Raw genomic sequence first — 16266 nt, 5'->3', positions numbered from 1 at the left:
AAAAATAACAGGGTGCAAAATTGCACCCTGTTATTTTTTATAGGCATTTAATCAATGCCAATAGGTAAACAGACGGTTTCTTGACAATAGGGTTTGCCGGACTCGCTTAAGTGTGCCGGTTTGTAGGCGGCAAAGGTGTAGGTCAGGTCTGCGCGGAATGTGTCGGGATCGGCTTCGGCGGTGTCGCAGTTGAGGCCGGTGGGAATATCGAGGGCGACTTTCAGGCCGTCTGAATGATTGAGTTGGCGGCAGAGGGCGGCGATTTCGGTTTGAAGTGCGCCGCTGAAGCCTGTACCGAATATGCCTTCGATAATGATGTCGTAACCTTTTTTCAGACTGCCTTCCAGTTCTTGTGCGGATATCAATTTAATATGGGGCAAACCGTTGAGGCGTTCGCGATTGGTTTGAGCCAAAGGGGAGAGGTTTTCTCCGAGTGAAAACAGAATATCGATATGCCAACCTTGCGCCTGCATATATCTTGCCATGACTAGGCCGTCGCCGCCATTGTTGCCTTTGCCGCAAACGATCAGGGCGCGTCCGGCTTGGGGATGACGCTGCATGAGGTCTCGGGCGGCAGAGCTGCCGGCGTTTTCCATCAGTTGGTCGAAGCTCGTGCCTTTATCGACGGCTGCTTGTTCGCGTTCGCGCATTTGGGCGGCAGTATAGACTTTCATGATCGGCTCTCTTTGCAGGAAGTTATTGGTCGGCGGTATTCATCAGGCGCAAGGCTTTCAGACGGCCTATTTCTTTTTGATATTCCACCAGTCCGATAAATGTGCCGTCTCGGCTGTACACACGGATGGGCTGTTCGGCGGAAATGTTTTCAGTGAACTGGGGACGTTGGCCGTGTTTGAGCATGGTAACGGCGTAGTCGTTTAGCTCAAGTTTGGGGAAATGTTGCACCAAGACATCGCAAGGCAGCAGCAGGGCATCGCGTTCGGCTTCGTCCAATTCTGCCAAGGCTTCGAGCGTGTGGCTTTGGGCAATGGTAAAGCCGGCGGTTTCAGTACGGCGCAGGGCGGTCAGGTGGGCGAATGTGCCGATGTGTTTGGCGATGTCTTCGCTGAGGGTGCGGATATAGGTACCCTTGCTGCAACGTACGTCTATCACGGCTTTGGGTGCATCAAATTCAGTGATATCAATGGAGTAAATCGTAATATCGCGCGCTTTGCGTTCGATAACGATGCCCTTGCGTGCGTATTCGTACAGCGGCTTGCCTTCGTGTTTGAGGGCGGAAAACATGGGCGGAACTTGGCGGATATCGCCCGTTAAGGCGTGGCAGGCCGTCTGAAATTCGGACAATGAAATATCGGCGCGTGCGGTGGCGATGATTTCGCCTTCGGCATCGCCCGTGCTGCTGGCTTCGCCCAGTTTCAGCGTGGCGGTATAGGCTTTGTCGGCATCAATCAGATATTGGGCAAACTTGGTCGCTTCGCCGAAGCAAACAGGCAAAAGCCCTGTGGCCAAAGGATCGAGTACGCCGGTATGCCCGGCTTTTTCGGCACGGAACAAGCGCCGCGCTTTTTGCAGGGCGGTGTTGCTGGAAAGACCTTCGGGTTTGTCGAGAAGAAGAACGCCGTTGACCGGGCGTCTGGTGGGTTTGGCTGTCATATTAAGTAGGGGGAGTGTTAATGTTCAGGCCGTCTGAAAGCATTCAGACGGCCTGTGTGTTTTAATCAATCAGTCTTCAACCGGTTTTTCCGCCGCCACTTGGTCGATCAAGCTGGAAATGCTCATGCCGCGTTCGAGTGATTCGTCGTATTTGAAGTGCAGCTCAGGCGTTTTGAAGAGTTTGATGCGTTTGGCCAATTCGCTGCGCAAATGGCCTTTGGCGTGTTCCAAAGCTTCTTCGGTGATGTCGCGCGTGCTGTCGTCGAGGACGGTGTAGAACACGGTCGCGTGGCTGTAATCGCGGGTAACTTCGACTTCGTTGATGGTGATGAAGCCTGCGCGCGGATCTTTCAGGCCGGTGCGGACGAGTTCGGCCAGTTCGCGCATGATTTGTTCTTTGACACGGTCTTGGCGGGCGTAGCCGCGTTGGGGTTTTCTCATGGTTTTCCTTGATGTATGGCAGGCTGTCGTTTTCAGACGGCCTGCGGTTTGGATTTTGAACAGCTGCCTATTATAACGGAGCGCGGTTTATTGTGCTTGAACCGAGAAAGGCATATCGATTTTTTGCCATTGTGCGCTTTCGTAGTCCAGCGCATCGGCGATGAGGGGGTGTTGCTCCAGCCATTGGGCGTTGATGCGCAAGATGAAGCTGTGGTTGTTTTCATCGATGCGAAGCTGGGTTTGCGGCGGCAAATCGAGCGGCAGGCGCGAGCGGCAGAAGAGGGCGGCCAAACGCAGGGACAATACGGCACACCACATGATTTCGTTGTCGCCGATAATATCCGCCATTTTCTTGAGGTCGCCGCGATGGCCGATAACCAGTTGCGCCAAAATGGTTTGCTCTTTGCGTGAGAAGCCCGGCATATCGGCGTTTTCGAGAATGTAGGCGGAGTGTTTGTGATAACCGGTATGGGCGATATCCAAACCGATTTCATGTAGACGGCCTGCACGGCTGAGATATTGGTTCCACAGGGCAAGCTCTTGAACGGTTACGTTTTTGACGTGGCACAGGCTATTCATGAAGGCTTGCGCGGTATCGGCAACACGTTTGGCTTGGTTGAGGCTGACGTGGTAGCGTTTTTGGAACTCTGCCGTTGTCTGTTCGCGCATATCGACATTGAGGCTGCGGCCGATTAAGTCGTAGAACACGCCGTCGCGGAGGGCGGCCTCGGTAACGGTCATTTTGGTCAGCGAGAGTTCTTCAAAAGCCGCTATCATCACAGCCAATCCGCCTGCAAAAACTTCAATGCGTTCGGGTTTGAGGTTTTCAAATTTGGCTTTTTTTACCGAACCGGCCTCGATAATCCTATCGGCAAGATAACGCATGCCTTGGGCGGTAATGTCGGCTTCTTGCGGCAATTCGGCCGCCAAAACGTCGCGTATGGATTTTGCCGAACCGGACGTGCCGATGGCGAAATCCCAACCGGTACGCTTCATCATTTTGCTGATGCGTTGGATTTCGATACGCGCGGCGGAAACGGCGGCTTGGAAATCTTTGGCGGTCACTTTGTTTTGGAAGAAGCGCATGCTGTACGTTACGCAGCCCAAAGGCAGGCTTTCTGTGGTCAGCGGTTGCAAATCCGAGCCGATGACAAATTCGGTCGAGCCGCCACCAATGTCGATAACCAGCATTTTGTCGCCTTTGGGCGGCAGGGTATGCACTACGCCGGTGTAAATCAGACGCGCTTCTTCACGGCCGGCAATGACTTCGATGGGGAAACCCAGCGCCGCTTCGGCACGGGGCAGGAATTGGGCGATGTTTTTGGCAACGCGGAAAGTATTGGTGGCCACCACGCGCACGTTTTCGGGTTGGAATCCGCGCAGGCGTTCGCCAAATTTCGCCAAACATTCCAAGGCTTGTTCTTGAGAGGCTTCGCTCAGGTTTTTTTGTTCGTCCAAGCCGGCGGCAAAGCGAACCATTTGTTTGAACGAGTCGATGACTTTCAGCTGGCCGTTGTTGTTTTCACAAATTTGCAGGCGGAAACTGTTGGAACCCAAGTCGACGGAGGCTAAAACGTTGGCGGGAGTGGTGGTCATAAAAAATACCGGTTGATTAGAAAAACCTAAATGTTACTTGAGGCGGTATCACTTGACAATAAAAGCTATACAGCTCTTTGATTCTGCTCATAGATGTATTTTATAATGCTGACTTTAAGCAAGTATATCAAAGGCCGTCTGAACTTTTCAGACGGCCTAAAAAGAGAAAACACATGAAATCGGAAAACCAAGATTCCTTATTTTTATCGCGCCGCCGTCTGTTGCAAGTCGGCGGAGTCATGCTTTTGACGCCTGCGACCGCATGGGCGGGGGCGCAACGTGAAGAAACGCTGGCCGATGATGTGGCTTCCGTAATGCGCAGTTCGATCAATAGCGCCAGCCCTGCGCGGCTTGTGTTCGCCGATTCGAGGGAAGGGGAGCGTTGGTTGGCGGCGATGTCTTCCCGATTGGCACGTTTCATTCCCGATGAGGGCGAGCGCCGCCGCCTGTTGGTTAATATTCAATATGAAAGCAGTCGTGCCGGACTCAATACCCAAGTGATTTTGGGTTTGATTGAAGTGGAAAGCGCGTTTCGCCAATATGCGATTAGTGGCGTGGGCGCGCGCGGTTTGATGCAGGTGATGCCGTTTTGGAAAAACTATATTGGCAATCCGTCGCACAACCTTTTCGATATCCGCACCAATCTGCGCTATGGTTGCACCATTCTTCGCCATTACAACAATATCGAAAAAGGCAATATTGTCCGCGCTTTGGCAAGGTTTAACGGCAGTTTGGGTAGTAACAAATATCCGAATGCCGTGTTAGGCGCGTGGCGAAATAGATGGCAGTGGGGTTGATTCGAGATAAATGAGATAGGACAGATCTTGCGTGACGTTGGTTTTCAGTTGAAACCGTTTTATACCGATGGATCAGGTTTGCAATAAACGGTTTGCGATTTGACCCCATGCAATTCCTTTGAATCCTGTATAATCAGAGAATCTGTTAATTCATACTTTCAGACGGCCTTTCGCAAACTTAAGGCCGTCTGAAACATTATTTATGGCAAGAGATAACCGCATTCAAATGTTTCCGCACGAGTGGCGTGCCAGTACCACACTTTCCGGCGTTTACGCACTGCGTATGTTGGGGATGTTTTTGGTGTTGCCTGTTTTGGCGATGTATGCCGCTTCGTTGCCCGGCGCAGAAAACAATAAAGTGCTGGTCGGCATGGCGATGGGTATTTACGGGCTGACACAGGCTTTGCTGCAACTACCTTTGGGCATGGCTTCCGACAAGTTCGGCCGTAAAAAAGTGATTTATGCCGGCCTGATTGTGTTTGCGGCGGGTAGTTTTTTGGCCGCAGTTGCCGACAGCCTGCAGATGTTGGTTGCCGCGCGTGCCATTCAAGGCGCGGGTGCCGTCAGCGCGGCGGTAACGGCTTTGCTGGCGGATTTGACCCGTAACGAAGTGCGGACGCGTGCGATGGCGATGATCGGCCTAAGTATCGGCTTGACCTTCTCCGTCAGCCTAGTGCTTGCGCCGATGATTGCCAGCTTTATCGGCGTATCCGGCCTGTTTGCGTTGACCGGTATTCTGACTGTAATCAGTATCGGCGTGGTTGCCTGGATGACGCCTGATCCGGAAGTGTCAAAAATGCACGAAGACACGCAGGCGCAGCCTTCTCGTATGGGCGAGGTATTGAAAAACCGCCAGCTGCTCAATCTCGACTTCGGTATTTTTGCCTTGCATGCGGCGCAAATGGCTTTATTTACCGCATTACCGTTTGCCATGACACAGTTGGGTTTGGAAAAAATCCATCACTGGCAAGTCTATCTGCCCTCAACCATTACCGGCCTGATTATTATGGTGCCGCTGATTATCGTCGGCGAAACGCGCAACAAGCTCAAACAAGTGTTTATCCTTGGTATCGTCTGCATTGCCGCGGCGCAAATCGGTTTGCTGTTTGGAATGCACTCGGTATGGTTGATTACCGCTTATCTGATTGTTTATTTTATTGGTTTCAATGTATTGGAAGCCAGCCTGCCGTCTATGGTGTCGAAAATCGCTCCGTCCGATTTGAAAGGCACCGCGATGGGCGTATATAACACCATGCAGTCGGTCGGCTTGTTTGTCGGCGGCGCAACCGGTGGTTTATTGTTCCAAAAATACGGTTTTGTAGGCGTATTTGCCTTTTGTAGCGTATTGATGTTGCTGTGGCTGGTATTGGCAGTCATTTCGCCGGCACCGAAACCTGTCAAAAACCTCAGCTATCCGCTTAACGCCGAATGGCAACAAAATCCGGATTTGCTCTACCAAAAATTGACCGAAATTGAAGGCGTTGAAAGCATCAGCTTTAGCGCAGACAAACAAACCATTTATATCAAGGCCTTGCAAAAAGGATTCGACCAAGAGGCCGCCGAAAAAATTATCACAGGAGTGTAAAATGTCATTGAATAAAGTTATCCTCATCGGCCGCCTCGGCCGCGATCCCGAAGTCCGCTATATGCCTAACGGCGAGGCCGTCTGTAACTTCAGCGTTGCCACCAGCGAAACGTGGAACGACCGCAACGGCCAACGCGTAGAACGTACCGAATGGCACAACATCACCATGTACCGCAAACTCGCCGAAATCGCTGGTCAATACCTGCGTAAAGGCAGCCAAGTATATCTGGAAGGCCGTATCCAAAGCCGTAAATACCAAGGCAAAGACGGCATCGAGCGCACCGCTTACGACATCATCGCCAACGAAATGAAAATGCTCGGTGGCCGTAACGACAACAGCGGCGGTGCACCATACGATGACGGCCACAACCAAGGCGGTCATTCAAGCCAAAGCAGTTACCAACAAGCGCCACAGCAGCAATACCAATCTGCCTCAGCTCAAGAACCCCCAGCCGCCCCAGCCCGTCGTCCTGCTCCGGCACAACCGACCGCTCCGGTTGATGATATCGACGACGATATTCCTTTTTAATTATTGAGCAATACAAAAGGCCGTCTGAAAAATATACTTTCAGACGGCCTTTAAAATGATTTAAATGAAAATCCTACATTTGCACCGAGCCGCTGACGGTCAGGCTGATTTCTTCTAAACCCGGAGAGGCTGGTACGCCATCTTCTATTCCTGCAGCCATCTCTGCGACGGGGGCTGCCCGCAGCATTTTGGCGCGTGCGAAATCGCCGCCGACTTGGCGGTTGCCGATGTGGCCCAAGTTGAGTTTAACGATTTTGTAGCTGGAGAAGCCGAGCGTTTGGGCGAGGTTTTGGGCGCGGTCTTTGAAGCGCAGGATGACGGCCTTGCTCAGTTGGTCGACGGTTTCTTCGCGTTTTTCTTTGGATACGGAAAATGAGGAGCTTTCCAAAACGGCGATATTGATGCTGTCGGCAATCAGGCGGTTGAGTGCTTCAAAGTCTTTGCTTTCCACTTTGAAGTAGGCGTGTTCTTCCCAGCCGGTTTGAGTGCGTTTGTCGTTGGTGTATTGATAGCGCGGGGATGCGTTGCGCTCCATCAGCTCGGCTTTAAATTTGCTGTTTTGGGAGATTTTGTTGAACTGGTTGAATTTCTTCATGAAGGCTTGGTTGACGGCTTGACGGTCTTTGCCTTCTGCGTTGACGCTGAAATATGCGGTCATGGTATCTCGCGGTACTTCCATGTTGGCAGATTCGGAAAATTCAACGATGTTGTAGTTGAGGCTTTCTGCTGCTACGGGCAGGGAGGCGGCTAGCAGTAGGGCAATAAGGGCTGGACGGAGCATTTTGGTTTCCTTATAAGGGGATTTTAAAAAAGTAATTTAGCATGAAAGATGGAAATGTTGGCTTTGGCAAGCGTAAGGATTTGTATGGACTGAGGCCGTCTGAAAAGAAGTTACTTTGTATCCATCAGGCCGACTTCATGGGGATTGAGGCGGGCTTTTTCTTCTTGGCCTAAGCCGATCAATTTCCTCAAGCGGGTCATGTAGGCGTTGACATCTAGGCCCCGTCCGTAGCGTTGCGCTTCCCAGATGGTTTCTGCCAAGGCTTCCATCATATCGTGTTCAGCTTTGACCCAGTCGCCGTTGTAACGGGCGCAAAGTTGTTGGTGGATGGCACGGATGCCCGAGGGCTGGTCGATGGCGCTTTGCTCTTGTAGGGAAAGGTGTAGCGACATGTGCAGGAATGGGTTGCTTTCGCCGTCTTCGGGCAGCCATTCTTTATCTAAATATTGCTCGATGTCTTCGAGATAGTGTCCGTATTCGGGATGGGCTTCGATAATGCGTAAGGCTTTTTGCTGTAGGCCGTCCAATTGGAGCGGTGCGAGCCTGTGTTGCCAGACGTGGGCAAAAAATCGGCGGACATCGTGGGTGTTTACGTCATACATGATGGGTGTGATTTGATTTTGGGATATGTGATTATATAGCGATTGCGATAAAAAAGGCCGTCTGAAAAATATGTTTTCAAACGGCCTTTGTTTTGCAGGGTTTAGCGGCGGTCGATGATTCGGTAATACACTTCGCCGTCTTGGACATAGCCTAATTCGACGCGGGCAATTTCGGCGATGGCCTCTTGTCCGTGTGCCAAATCTTCAACTTCCGCATTGAGGAAATTGTTGCGCAAAGTGAGCGTTTGGTTTTTTTCCTCCTGACGGACGAGCTGCTCCTGCAATTCTTCCGTATGCCCGACGCTGCCTTTACCAAACCAAAGGCTGTACTGACAGCACAAAAGTGCGAAGGTTAAAACAAAAGTCACCCACTTCATATAATCAATATCCTATATTCTGCTTATTTGCCCAGTTGGTAGAATGCGGCTTTGCCAGGGTAGTAAGCGGCTTCGGCCAATTCTTCTTCAATGCGCAACAATTGGTTGTATTTCGCCATGCGGTCAGAACGGGACAGGGAGCCGGTTTTGATTTGCATACAGTTGGTAGCAACTGCCAAGTCGGCAATGGTGCTGTCTTCGGTTTCGCCGGAACGGTGGCTCATTACGCTGGCGTAGCGGTTGCGTTTGGCCAAGTCGACGGCTTGCAGGGTTTCGCTCAATGTACCGATTTGGTTGACTTTGACCAGCAATGCGTTTGCCACGCCTTTTTCGATGCCTTCAGCCAAGATTTTTGGATTGGTTACGAACAAGTCGTCGCCGACCAATTGAACTCGGCCTCCCAATTTTTCGGTCAGTAGTTTCCAGCCTTCCCAGTCGTTTTCGTCCATGCCGTCTTCGATGGAAATGATTGGGAATTCGTTAACCAGGCCTTCCAAGTATTCGGCAAATTCTGCGCTGGTGTAAGAGCGGCCTTCGGCTTCCAAGTGGTATTGGCCGTCTTTGTAGAACTCGCTGGATGCGCAGTCCAGGGCGAACAATACGTCTTCGCCTGCTTTGTAGCCTGCGGCTTCAGTTGCTTCTACGATCAGTTGCAGCGCTTCTTTGTGGCTGTTCAGGTTAGGTGCGAAACCGCCTTCGTCACCAACGGTGGTTGGGAAGCCTTTGCTGTCACACAGTTTTTTCAGTGCGTGGAAAATTTCGGCACCGCAACGCAGAGCTTCGCGGAAAGATTTTGCGCCGACAGGCATGATCATGAATTCTTGGATGTTCAGGCTGTTGTTGGCATGTTCGCCGCCGTTGATAACGTTCATCATCGGAACCGGCAGAGCCATTGGGCCTGCGCCGCCCAAGTAACGATACAGAGGCAGGCCTGCATCTTCAGCGGCTGCGCGTGCTACGGCCATAGAAACGGCCAAAGTCGCGTTGGCACCCAAGTTGCCTTTGTTTTCAGTACCGTCCAATTCGATCATGATTTGGTCGATATAAGATTGTTCGTTGGCATCGATACCGATGAGGGCTTGCGCGATTTGGTTGTTGACGTGGTCAACGGCTTTCAATACACCTTTGCCCAAGTAACGGGATTTGTCGCCGTCACGCAGTTCCAAAGCTTCTTTTTGGCCGGTTGATGCGCCGCTAGGTACGGCTGCGCGTCCCATGACGCCGGATTCCAACAATACGTCACACTCTACGGTAGGGTTGCCGCGGGAGTCCAAAATTTCGCGTGCAAAAATATCAACGATTGCGCTCATGAATATCTCCAAATAGGATGGTAAAAGAAAAGTAGCTTTGTTACGTTTCAGACGGCCTTAAGGATGATTGCCAAAGTCTGATGAATGTAAGACATTATACCGTCTTTGCCAAGTATGGCATCGGCGTCGGTATGAAACTGACTGTAAGTTTGTTTCACGTCAATATCGATCAAACAAACATAAGCCGTATAGTGTAACATTTTTTACCCTTTTTAGGGTGAAAAGCTGATTAAATAAGGCATAAGGCCGTCTGAAAAACGGATTAGCCTTCACCCAAAATCATCGAGCCTACGCCGTCATCGGTCAGCACTTCCAAGAGCAGGGCGTTGGGAACGCGGCCATCTATGATATGTGTGGCTTTGACGCCGCTTTTGGCGGCTTCGACGGCAGAGGCAATTTTAGGCAGCATACCGCCGTACAGCGTACCGTCTTCAATCAGTTCGTCAATGCGGCTTGGCGTCAGGGTGGTCAACAATCTGCCTTCTTTATCCAATACGCCGGGGATATTGGTCATCATCAGCAGTTTTTCGGCCTGAAGTTTTTCCGCCAGTTTGCCGGCAACCAAGTCGGCATTGATGTTGAACGCTTCGCCGTTTTGACCTACGCCGATGGGTGCGATGACCGGAATGCAGCCGCGTTCGACCAAGCCTTCCACCAAACGGGTATCGATGTCGGCCACTGTGCCGACTTGGCCGATGTCCACACCTTTTTGTTCGGGCGTGTCGATCAGGAGTTTTTCCGCTTTGATGAAGTGGTTGTCCCGGCCGGTAATGCCGACGGCACGACCGCCGAAGGTGGTAATCATGGAAACAATTTCTTTATTGACGTGTCCGCCTAAAACCATTTCTACAATGTCCATGGTTTCGCTGTCAGTCACGCGCATGCCTTGAACAAACTCACCTTTTTTGCCGACTTTTTCCAACATCTCATTGATTTGCGGGCCGCCGCCGTGAACGATGACGGGATGCAGGCCGATCAGTTTGAGCAGGACGACATCGCGTGCGAAACCCTCTTTTAAGGTAGGTTCGGTCATGGCGTTGCCGCCGTATTTGATGACGATGATGGAGCCGGAAAAACGGCGGATATAAGGTAAAGATTCAGCAAGGACGCGCGCCTTGATGGCAGGGGAGACAGATTGTTGCTGGGTCATGGTTTCAACCTTGTTCATGATTTCGGCCTTTATCTTAATCCCAAAGGCCGTCTGAAACAATATTTCCAAGCGCTTGAAATCCTGTTAAATCAGTTAAATGGTTGAAACCAGCCTCATGCAAACGGTAAAATGACGGTTTGCTTCGGCCTCTTCGCCGATTACTAAGGATACCCATGATGAAAATCAGCACCCAATTCGATGCCGGTTCGGTCGTTGTCAAAGACTTGAGCAACCCTGCCGATATCCGTCTCGCCCTGCCTCCCGACAATGCTTCGGAGTTTGCCCAATGGTTTTACTTCCGTTTGCAGGGTGCGGCCTATCAAAACTGCGTGATGCATTTTGAAAATGCGGCGGACGCTGCGTATCCTTTGGGCTGGGAGGACTATCAGGCTTGCGCCTCTTACGACCGCCAAAATTGGTTCCGTGTGCCGACCAGCTACGAAAACGGCGTGTTGACCATCAACCATACGCCTTTGTCCAACAGCGTTTACTACGCTTATTTCGAGCCTTATTCCCACGAGCAGCATTTGAACCTTTTGGGCGATGCGCAGGGCAGCGGTTTGTGCCGTATCGACGATTTGGGCAGTACCGTTCAAGGCCGAGACATCAATCTTCTGACCATCGGCAACCAAGTCGAAAGTGACATGAAAGTCTGGATTATCGCCCGTCAACATCCGGGCGAAACCATGGCGGAATGGTTTGTCGAAGGTTTGCTGGGCCGTTTGCTTGATCCGCAAGATCCGACCGCGCGTATGCTGCTTGACCGTGCGACTTTCTACATTGTGCCGAATATGAATCCGGACGGTTCGGTTTTGGGTAATTTGCGCACCAATGCCGCCGGCGCCAACCTCAACCGCGAATGGGAAAACCCGACTTTGGAGCGAAGCCCCGAAGTCTTTACCGTCCGCGAAAAAATGATGGAAACCGGCGTGGATTTGTTCTTGGATATTCACGGCGATGAAGGTCTGCCGTTTGTCTTTGTGGCCGGTACCGAAGGCGTGCCGAACTATAACGAGCGCATCGAAGCCTTAGAAGATCAATTCAAACTTGCGTTGCTCAATGCCAGCCCCGATTTCCAAGACGATTACGGCTATGACAAAGATGCGCCGGGTCAGGCAAACATGACTTTGGCGACCAACTGGGTCGGCAATCATTTCAACTGCCTTGCCTATACTTTGGAAATGCCGTTTAAAGACAATGCCAACCTGCCGGACGACGATTTCGGCTGGAACGGCCAACGTTCGCTGCGTTTGGGCGAGGCAATGTTGTCTGCTATTTTGAATGTGGTTGGCGATTTGCGTTAAACCATCCGACACCGCATACAGGCCGTCTGAAAGTTCAGGCTTTCAGACGGCCTTTGAGATAAGGAACACACATTATGATGATACATCCCCAGTTTGATCCGGTGCTGATCAGCATCGGCCCGCTTGCCATCCGCTGGTATGCCTTGAGCTATATCGTCGGCTTTATCCTGTTTACGATTTTGGGCCGCCGCCGTATAGCGCAGGGCAATTCTGTGTTTACCAAAGAAACACTCGACGATTTCCTGACTTGGGGTATCTTGGGTGTCATCTTGGGCGGCCGTATCGGCTACGTTTTGTTTTATAAATTTTCCGACTATCTGGCCAACCCGTTGGATATTTTCAAAGTTTGGGAAGGCGGTATGTCGTTTCACGGCGGCTTCTTGGGCGTGGTCGTTGCCATGTGGCTGTTTGGCCGCAAGCATAACATCAGTATTTTAAAATTGATGGATACCGTTGCACCGCTCGTACCGCTGGGCTTGGCTTCCGGCCGTATCGGCAACTTTATCAACGGCGAACTTTGGGGACGCGTGACCGAACTCAATGCTTTCTGGGCAATGGGTTTCCCGCAAGCGCGTTACGAAGATGCGGAAGCTGCGGCGCACAATCCTTTGTGGGCCGAATGGCTGCAACAATACGGTATGCTGCCGCGCCATCCGTCTCAGCTTTACCAGTTTGCCCTTGAAGGTATTTGCCTGTTTGTCATCGTTTGGATTTTCTCGAAAAAACCGCGTCCGGCCGGTCAAACGGCGGCATTGTTTTTGGGTGGCTACGGTTTGTTCCGCTTTATTGCCGAATTTGCCCGTCAGCCTGACGACTATCTCGGCCTGCTGACCTTGGGTTTGTCCATGGGTCAATGGTTGAGCGTGCCGATGATTGTATTGGGTGTGATTGGTTTTGTTTGGTTTGGCCGTAAAAACAGTATTGCCAAAGCATAAATAAAACAATAAATAAAGGCCGTCTGAAAACCTTTTCAGACGGCCTTTTTATGGCTTCAAGCAAACGGATTTCGGGTTTAACCGAAAAAGCCCATTTTGACTTGAATGAGTTTCTCCAGCTCCGGCAGGACGCGGCGGCGTGACACGAAGAAGATAATGTGGTCGCCGTCTTGCAGGATGGTTTCGGTGTGGTGTCCCATGATGACTTCGCCGGTTTCGCCGCGGACGATGGCGGCAATGTGGCAGTCGTTCGGCCATTTAATGCCGCTGATACGGCGGCCGACAATGGCGGAGGTATTTTTATCGCCGTGTACCACCACTTCAATGGCTTCGGCCGTACCGCGGCGCAAAGGATGGACGGCGACGATGTCGCCACGGCGGATGTGGGCGAGAATGGAGCCGATGGTAATCAGATGGGGGGAAACAACGATATCGATTTTGTTACCTTCAAGCAAATCAACGTAGCTTGAGCGGTTGACGATGGTGATTACGCGTTTGGCACCAAGGTTTTTCGCCAACAGGCTGGACATGATGTTGTTTTCGTCATCGTTGGTCAGCGCGCAGAAGACGTCGATTTCGTCGATGTATTCTTCGTCCAGCAGGGTTTCGTCGGTGGCGGAACCTTGCAGGACGAGTGTGTTGTCCAGATTTTCGGCCAGCCATTCGGCGCGCTGGGGTTTGTATTCGATGATCTTGATGTCGTATTTGGATTCGAGCTGCTTGGCAAGGCGGTAGCCGATGTTGCCACCGCCGGCGATCATGATGCGACGGGTGCGGGCTTCTTTCGGACGCAATTCGCGCATGATGGCTTCAACGCTGTTGATGTCGGCGGCAAACAGGACTTCATCGCCTTCGATGATGACGGTTTGCGGGGTGGGGACGATCAGGCGGTTGTTGCGGTAGATGGCGCAGATTTGGCAGTCCACACCTTCGGGCAGGTGCTGGTTGATGTCGGTAATTTCACGGCCGATCAGCAAACCGCCTTTGCGGGCTTGAACAATCACCATGCGGACTTGGTCGTTGGCAAAGCTGAGTACCTGCAATGAGCTGGTGTAGTTGAGCAGGCCGACAAGTTGTTCGGTAACCAGTTGTTCGGGGCTGATGGTTTCGGTAATGCCGAAGATATTGAGGCTGCCTTCTTCGGGTTTGTCGCTGCCGGCAACCGGATATTCGAGGTATTCGCTTGAGCGTACGCGTGCAATGCGGCTGGGGATGTTGAACAGGTCGGCGGCGATTTTGGAAGCAACGATGTTGGTTTCGTCGCTGCGGGTCAAGGCAAGCAGGAGGTCGGAGTCTGCCGCGCCTGCTTGTTCGAGGGTAAAGGGCGATGCGCCGTTGCCGACGATGGTTTGGACATCAAGGCGGCTGCTGATACGGTTGAGCGCTTTTTCGTCGATGTCGATAATAGTGACGTCGTTGCTGGGAACGGAGGCAAGGTTTTGGGCGACGGTCGAACCGACTTGGCCGCTGCCGAGGATGAGTATTTTCACGGTAATTGAGTGTGTTCGGTAAAAATGAAATTGTAACAAAAGGCCGTCTGAAATTGGAGTTTTCAGACGGCCTAAGTTTTAAATAAGCCAGAGGGTTACCAGTAGCCCAAAACTTTCCACCACAAGATGCCGACAGTGCAGAATATCAGGATTTCGAGCACGCTCATGATGAAGCCGGCTTTCCACCATTCGGTCATGCTCACATAGTTGGAGCCGTAAATGACAGGAGCGGAACCAGTGGCGTAGTGTGTCAGCGACATCATGATGCCGGTAGCTGATGCCATAACCAGGGCAAACAGCATCGGTGGTGCACCCAAGGCCAAGCCGGCGCCGTAGAATGCGCCGAACATGGCGGTAACGTGTGCCGTGCCGCTGGCGAAAACGTAGTGGGCGTAGAGGTAGGCCAGCATCAACAGGGCACAGCCGGCTTCCCAACTCAAGCCCATGTGGGCGATACCGCCTTGCATGGAGTCGGACAACCAACTGATGAGGCCCAGTTTGTTGAGGAAGTTTGCCATCATCACCAAGGCCGCAAACCAAACAATGGTATCCCACGCGCTTTTTTCTTTCAGCGCGTCGTCCCAAGTCAGTACGCCGGTCAACAGGCACAGGCTCAAGCCGAGGAAGGTGGTGGCGGTAGCGTCAACTTTCACGCCGAACAGCATCTCGGGAATACCCGCCCACAACAGCAGCAGAACCAGGAAAATACCGAGCATGATTTTTTCTTCACGCTTCATCGGCCCCATGGCAGCCAAATGCTCTTTTGCCAATGCAGTGGCGTTAGGGGTTTGTTTGATTTCAGGCGGATACAGGAAATACAGCACCAACGGCATCAGCAGCATAGCAAGCAGGCCGGGTACGACCATCGCCAAGAACCATGTGCCCCAAGAGAGTTGGATTTGCGAATTAGTGGCTTTGGCAACCAATTCGACTACCAGTGGATTAGGGGCGGTGGCGGTGATGAAAATCAGACAGGTAATCACGTTGGAGTGGAAGTTGACCAAAGAAAGGTATTTACCGATTTTGCCTTCCGTCCCTTTTTCAGGGTCGGAGTCGAAGCTCAGTGCGATGGATTTCATAATCGGATGCACGATGGCACCACCGCGCGCAGTATTACTCGGCGTTACCGGACCGATGACCAAGTCGGCCAGTGCCAAGCTGTAACCTACGCCCAGCGTACGTTTGCCGAAGAGGGAAATCAAGAGGTAACCGATACGCATACCCAAGCCGGTTTTCAACAGGCCGCGCGAGATGATGATGGCGATACCGATCATCCAGATGAGTGAGTTGTTGAGGCTGCTCAAAGCGTCTTTGGTTGCGTCGGCGGCTTTTTCGTTGGTCACGCCGGTCAGTGCAACCAAGGTAATGCCCAAAATTGCCATTGCGCCGATAGGCATGGCTTTGCCGATGATGCCGGTAATGATGCCGACAAACAATGCCAAAAGATGCCATGCGTCAGGCGAGACGCCTTGAGGAACGGGGATAACGAACCAGATAAGCAGCGTCAGCACAAGTGCGACCGCAGCAGGAATTGGCTTGAAGCCCATGTTGAATCTCCTAATTTGAGGATTGAAGTATTGGGAAATCGGTTTTCAGACGGCCTGAGTGTTGCTAAAGCCTGTCTGAACGTATTTTGGTAGGTTCGGAAAGTATTTTTCTTATTGGGCTTCTCTTCCATCTTGGAAAGAAGAGAAAGGGAGGCGGGTATCGTTTTTCAGACGGCCTTTACAGTAACAGGCCGTCTGAAAACAACGCCGT

Annotated in this window: 16 protein-coding genes; 5 read left to right on the top strand and 11 right to left on the bottom strand. The window is 51.8% G+C overall.

Annotated elements, in window-relative coordinates; translation table 11 throughout:
• Positions 1 to 47: 47 nt before the first annotated feature.
• From ACTHSX_RS00500 to ppx, 4 genes are all read right to left on the bottom strand, one after another.
• The gene (locus tag ACTHSX_RS00500) at positions 48 to 674 is read right to left on the bottom strand and encodes an NAD(P)H-hydrate epimerase (RefSeq protein WP_440376615.1); all 627 of its coding nucleotides are present in this window, start codon (positions 672 to 674) and stop codon (positions 48 to 50) included.
• Positions 675 to 696: 22 nt separating this feature from the next.
• Positions 697 to 1611 (bottom strand): tRNA pseudouridine(55) synthase TruB, encoded by a 915-nt coding sequence (gene truB / locus ACTHSX_RS00495; protein ID WP_440376616.1) that lies wholly within the window; start codon positions 1609 to 1611, stop codon positions 697 to 699.
• A 69-nt stretch (positions 1612 to 1680) separates the two neighbouring features.
• Entirely contained in the window at positions 1681 to 2052 is a 372-nt protein-coding gene (gene rbfA / locus ACTHSX_RS00490; protein ID WP_003685554.1) for a 30S ribosome-binding factor RbfA, read from the bottom strand.
• An 87-nt stretch (positions 2053 to 2139) separates the two neighbouring features.
• Positions 2140 to 3648, bottom strand: a complete 1509-nt coding sequence (gene ppx / locus ACTHSX_RS00485) for an exopolyphosphatase (protein WP_440376617.1) — start codon at positions 3646 to 3648, stop codon at positions 2140 to 2142.
• Positions 3649 to 3821: 173 nt separating this feature from the next.
• Between ppx and ACTHSX_RS00480 the strand changes: the two genes are divergently transcribed.
• The 3 genes from ACTHSX_RS00480 (at position 3822) to ACTHSX_RS00470 (ending at position 6559) form a co-directional block, all read left to right on the top strand.
• Positions 3822 to 4445 (top strand): lytic transglycosylase domain-containing protein, encoded by a 624-nt coding sequence (locus tag ACTHSX_RS00480; RefSeq protein ID WP_440376618.1) that lies wholly within the window; start codon positions 3822 to 3824, stop codon positions 4443 to 4445.
• 202 nt (positions 4446 to 4647) lie between these two features.
• Entirely contained in the window at positions 4648 to 6030 is a 1383-nt protein-coding gene (locus ACTHSX_RS00475; RefSeq protein WP_311457809.1) for an MFS transporter, read from the top strand.
• A gap of 1 nt (position 6031) precedes the next feature.
• On the top strand, positions 6032 to 6559 hold the full coding sequence (locus ACTHSX_RS00470; protein WP_440376619.1) for a single-stranded DNA-binding protein: 528 nt from the start codon (positions 6032 to 6034) through the stop codon (positions 6557 to 6559).
• A gap of 73 nt (positions 6560 to 6632) precedes the next feature.
• Here the strand turns inward: ACTHSX_RS00470 and ACTHSX_RS00465 are convergent, their stop codons facing one another.
• From ACTHSX_RS00465 to argB, 5 genes are all read right to left on the bottom strand, one after another.
• Positions 6633 to 7340 carry an SIMPL domain-containing protein gene (locus ACTHSX_RS00465; RefSeq protein ID WP_440376620.1) on the bottom strand — a complete coding sequence of 236 codons (708 nt, stop codon included), beginning with the start codon at positions 7338 to 7340 and terminating at the stop codon, positions 6633 to 6635.
• A 110-nt stretch (positions 7341 to 7450) separates the two neighbouring features.
• Entirely contained in the window at positions 7451 to 7942 is a 492-nt protein-coding gene (locus tag ACTHSX_RS00460; protein ID WP_440376621.1) for a DUF1841 family protein, read from the bottom strand.
• Positions 7943 to 8043: 101 nt separating this feature from the next.
• A complete protein-coding gene (ftsB, locus tag ACTHSX_RS00455; RefSeq protein ID WP_003679613.1) occupies positions 8044 to 8319 on the bottom strand; it encodes a cell division protein FtsB in 276 nt (91 codons plus the stop codon).
• A 23-nt stretch (positions 8320 to 8342) separates the two neighbouring features.
• A complete protein-coding gene (gene eno / locus ACTHSX_RS00450; protein WP_440376622.1) occupies positions 8343 to 9629 on the bottom strand; it encodes a phosphopyruvate hydratase in 1287 nt (428 codons plus the stop codon).
• A gap of 262 nt (positions 9630 to 9891) precedes the next feature.
• Positions 9892 to 10779, bottom strand: coding sequence for an acetylglutamate kinase (argB, locus tag ACTHSX_RS00445; protein WP_440376689.1), 888 nt, complete (start codon positions 10777 to 10779; stop codon positions 9892 to 9894).
• 173 nt (positions 10780 to 10952) lie between these two features.
• Between argB and ACTHSX_RS00440 the strand changes: the two genes are divergently transcribed.
• Both ACTHSX_RS00440 and lgt read left to right on the top strand, forming a co-directional pair.
• The gene (locus ACTHSX_RS00440; RefSeq protein ID WP_440376623.1) at positions 10953 to 12083 is read left to right on the top strand and encodes a M14 family metallopeptidase; all 1131 of its coding nucleotides are present in this window, start codon (positions 10953 to 10955) and stop codon (positions 12081 to 12083) included.
• A 74-nt stretch (positions 12084 to 12157) separates the two neighbouring features.
• Positions 12158 to 13018: a prolipoprotein diacylglyceryl transferase gene (lgt, locus tag ACTHSX_RS00435; RefSeq protein WP_250580330.1), complete on the top strand. Its 861-nt coding sequence runs from the start codon at positions 12158 to 12160 to the stop codon at positions 13016 to 13018.
• Positions 13019 to 13095: 77 nt separating this feature from the next.
• On the opposite strand, the gene trkA is transcribed toward lgt, so the two are convergent.
• Positions 13096 to 14508, bottom strand: coding sequence for a Trk system potassium transporter TrkA (trkA, locus tag ACTHSX_RS00430; protein ID WP_440376624.1), 1413 nt, complete (start codon positions 14506 to 14508; stop codon positions 13096 to 13098).
• Between the two features lie 95 nt (positions 14509 to 14603).
• Positions 14604 to 16055, bottom strand: a complete 1452-nt coding sequence (locus tag ACTHSX_RS00425) for a DASS family sodium-coupled anion symporter (protein WP_440376625.1) — start codon at positions 16053 to 16055, stop codon at positions 14604 to 14606.
• Positions 16056 to 16266: the final 211 nt, after the last annotated feature.

Source organism: Neisseria sp. P0014.S002 (assembly GCF_051958295.1).
Lineage (GTDB): Bacteria > Pseudomonadota > Gammaproteobacteria > Burkholderiales > Neisseriaceae > Neisseria > Neisseria flavescens_B.
Note: the sequence above shows the minus strand (reverse complement) of the source record. Positions and strands in the feature narration are given on the sequence as shown.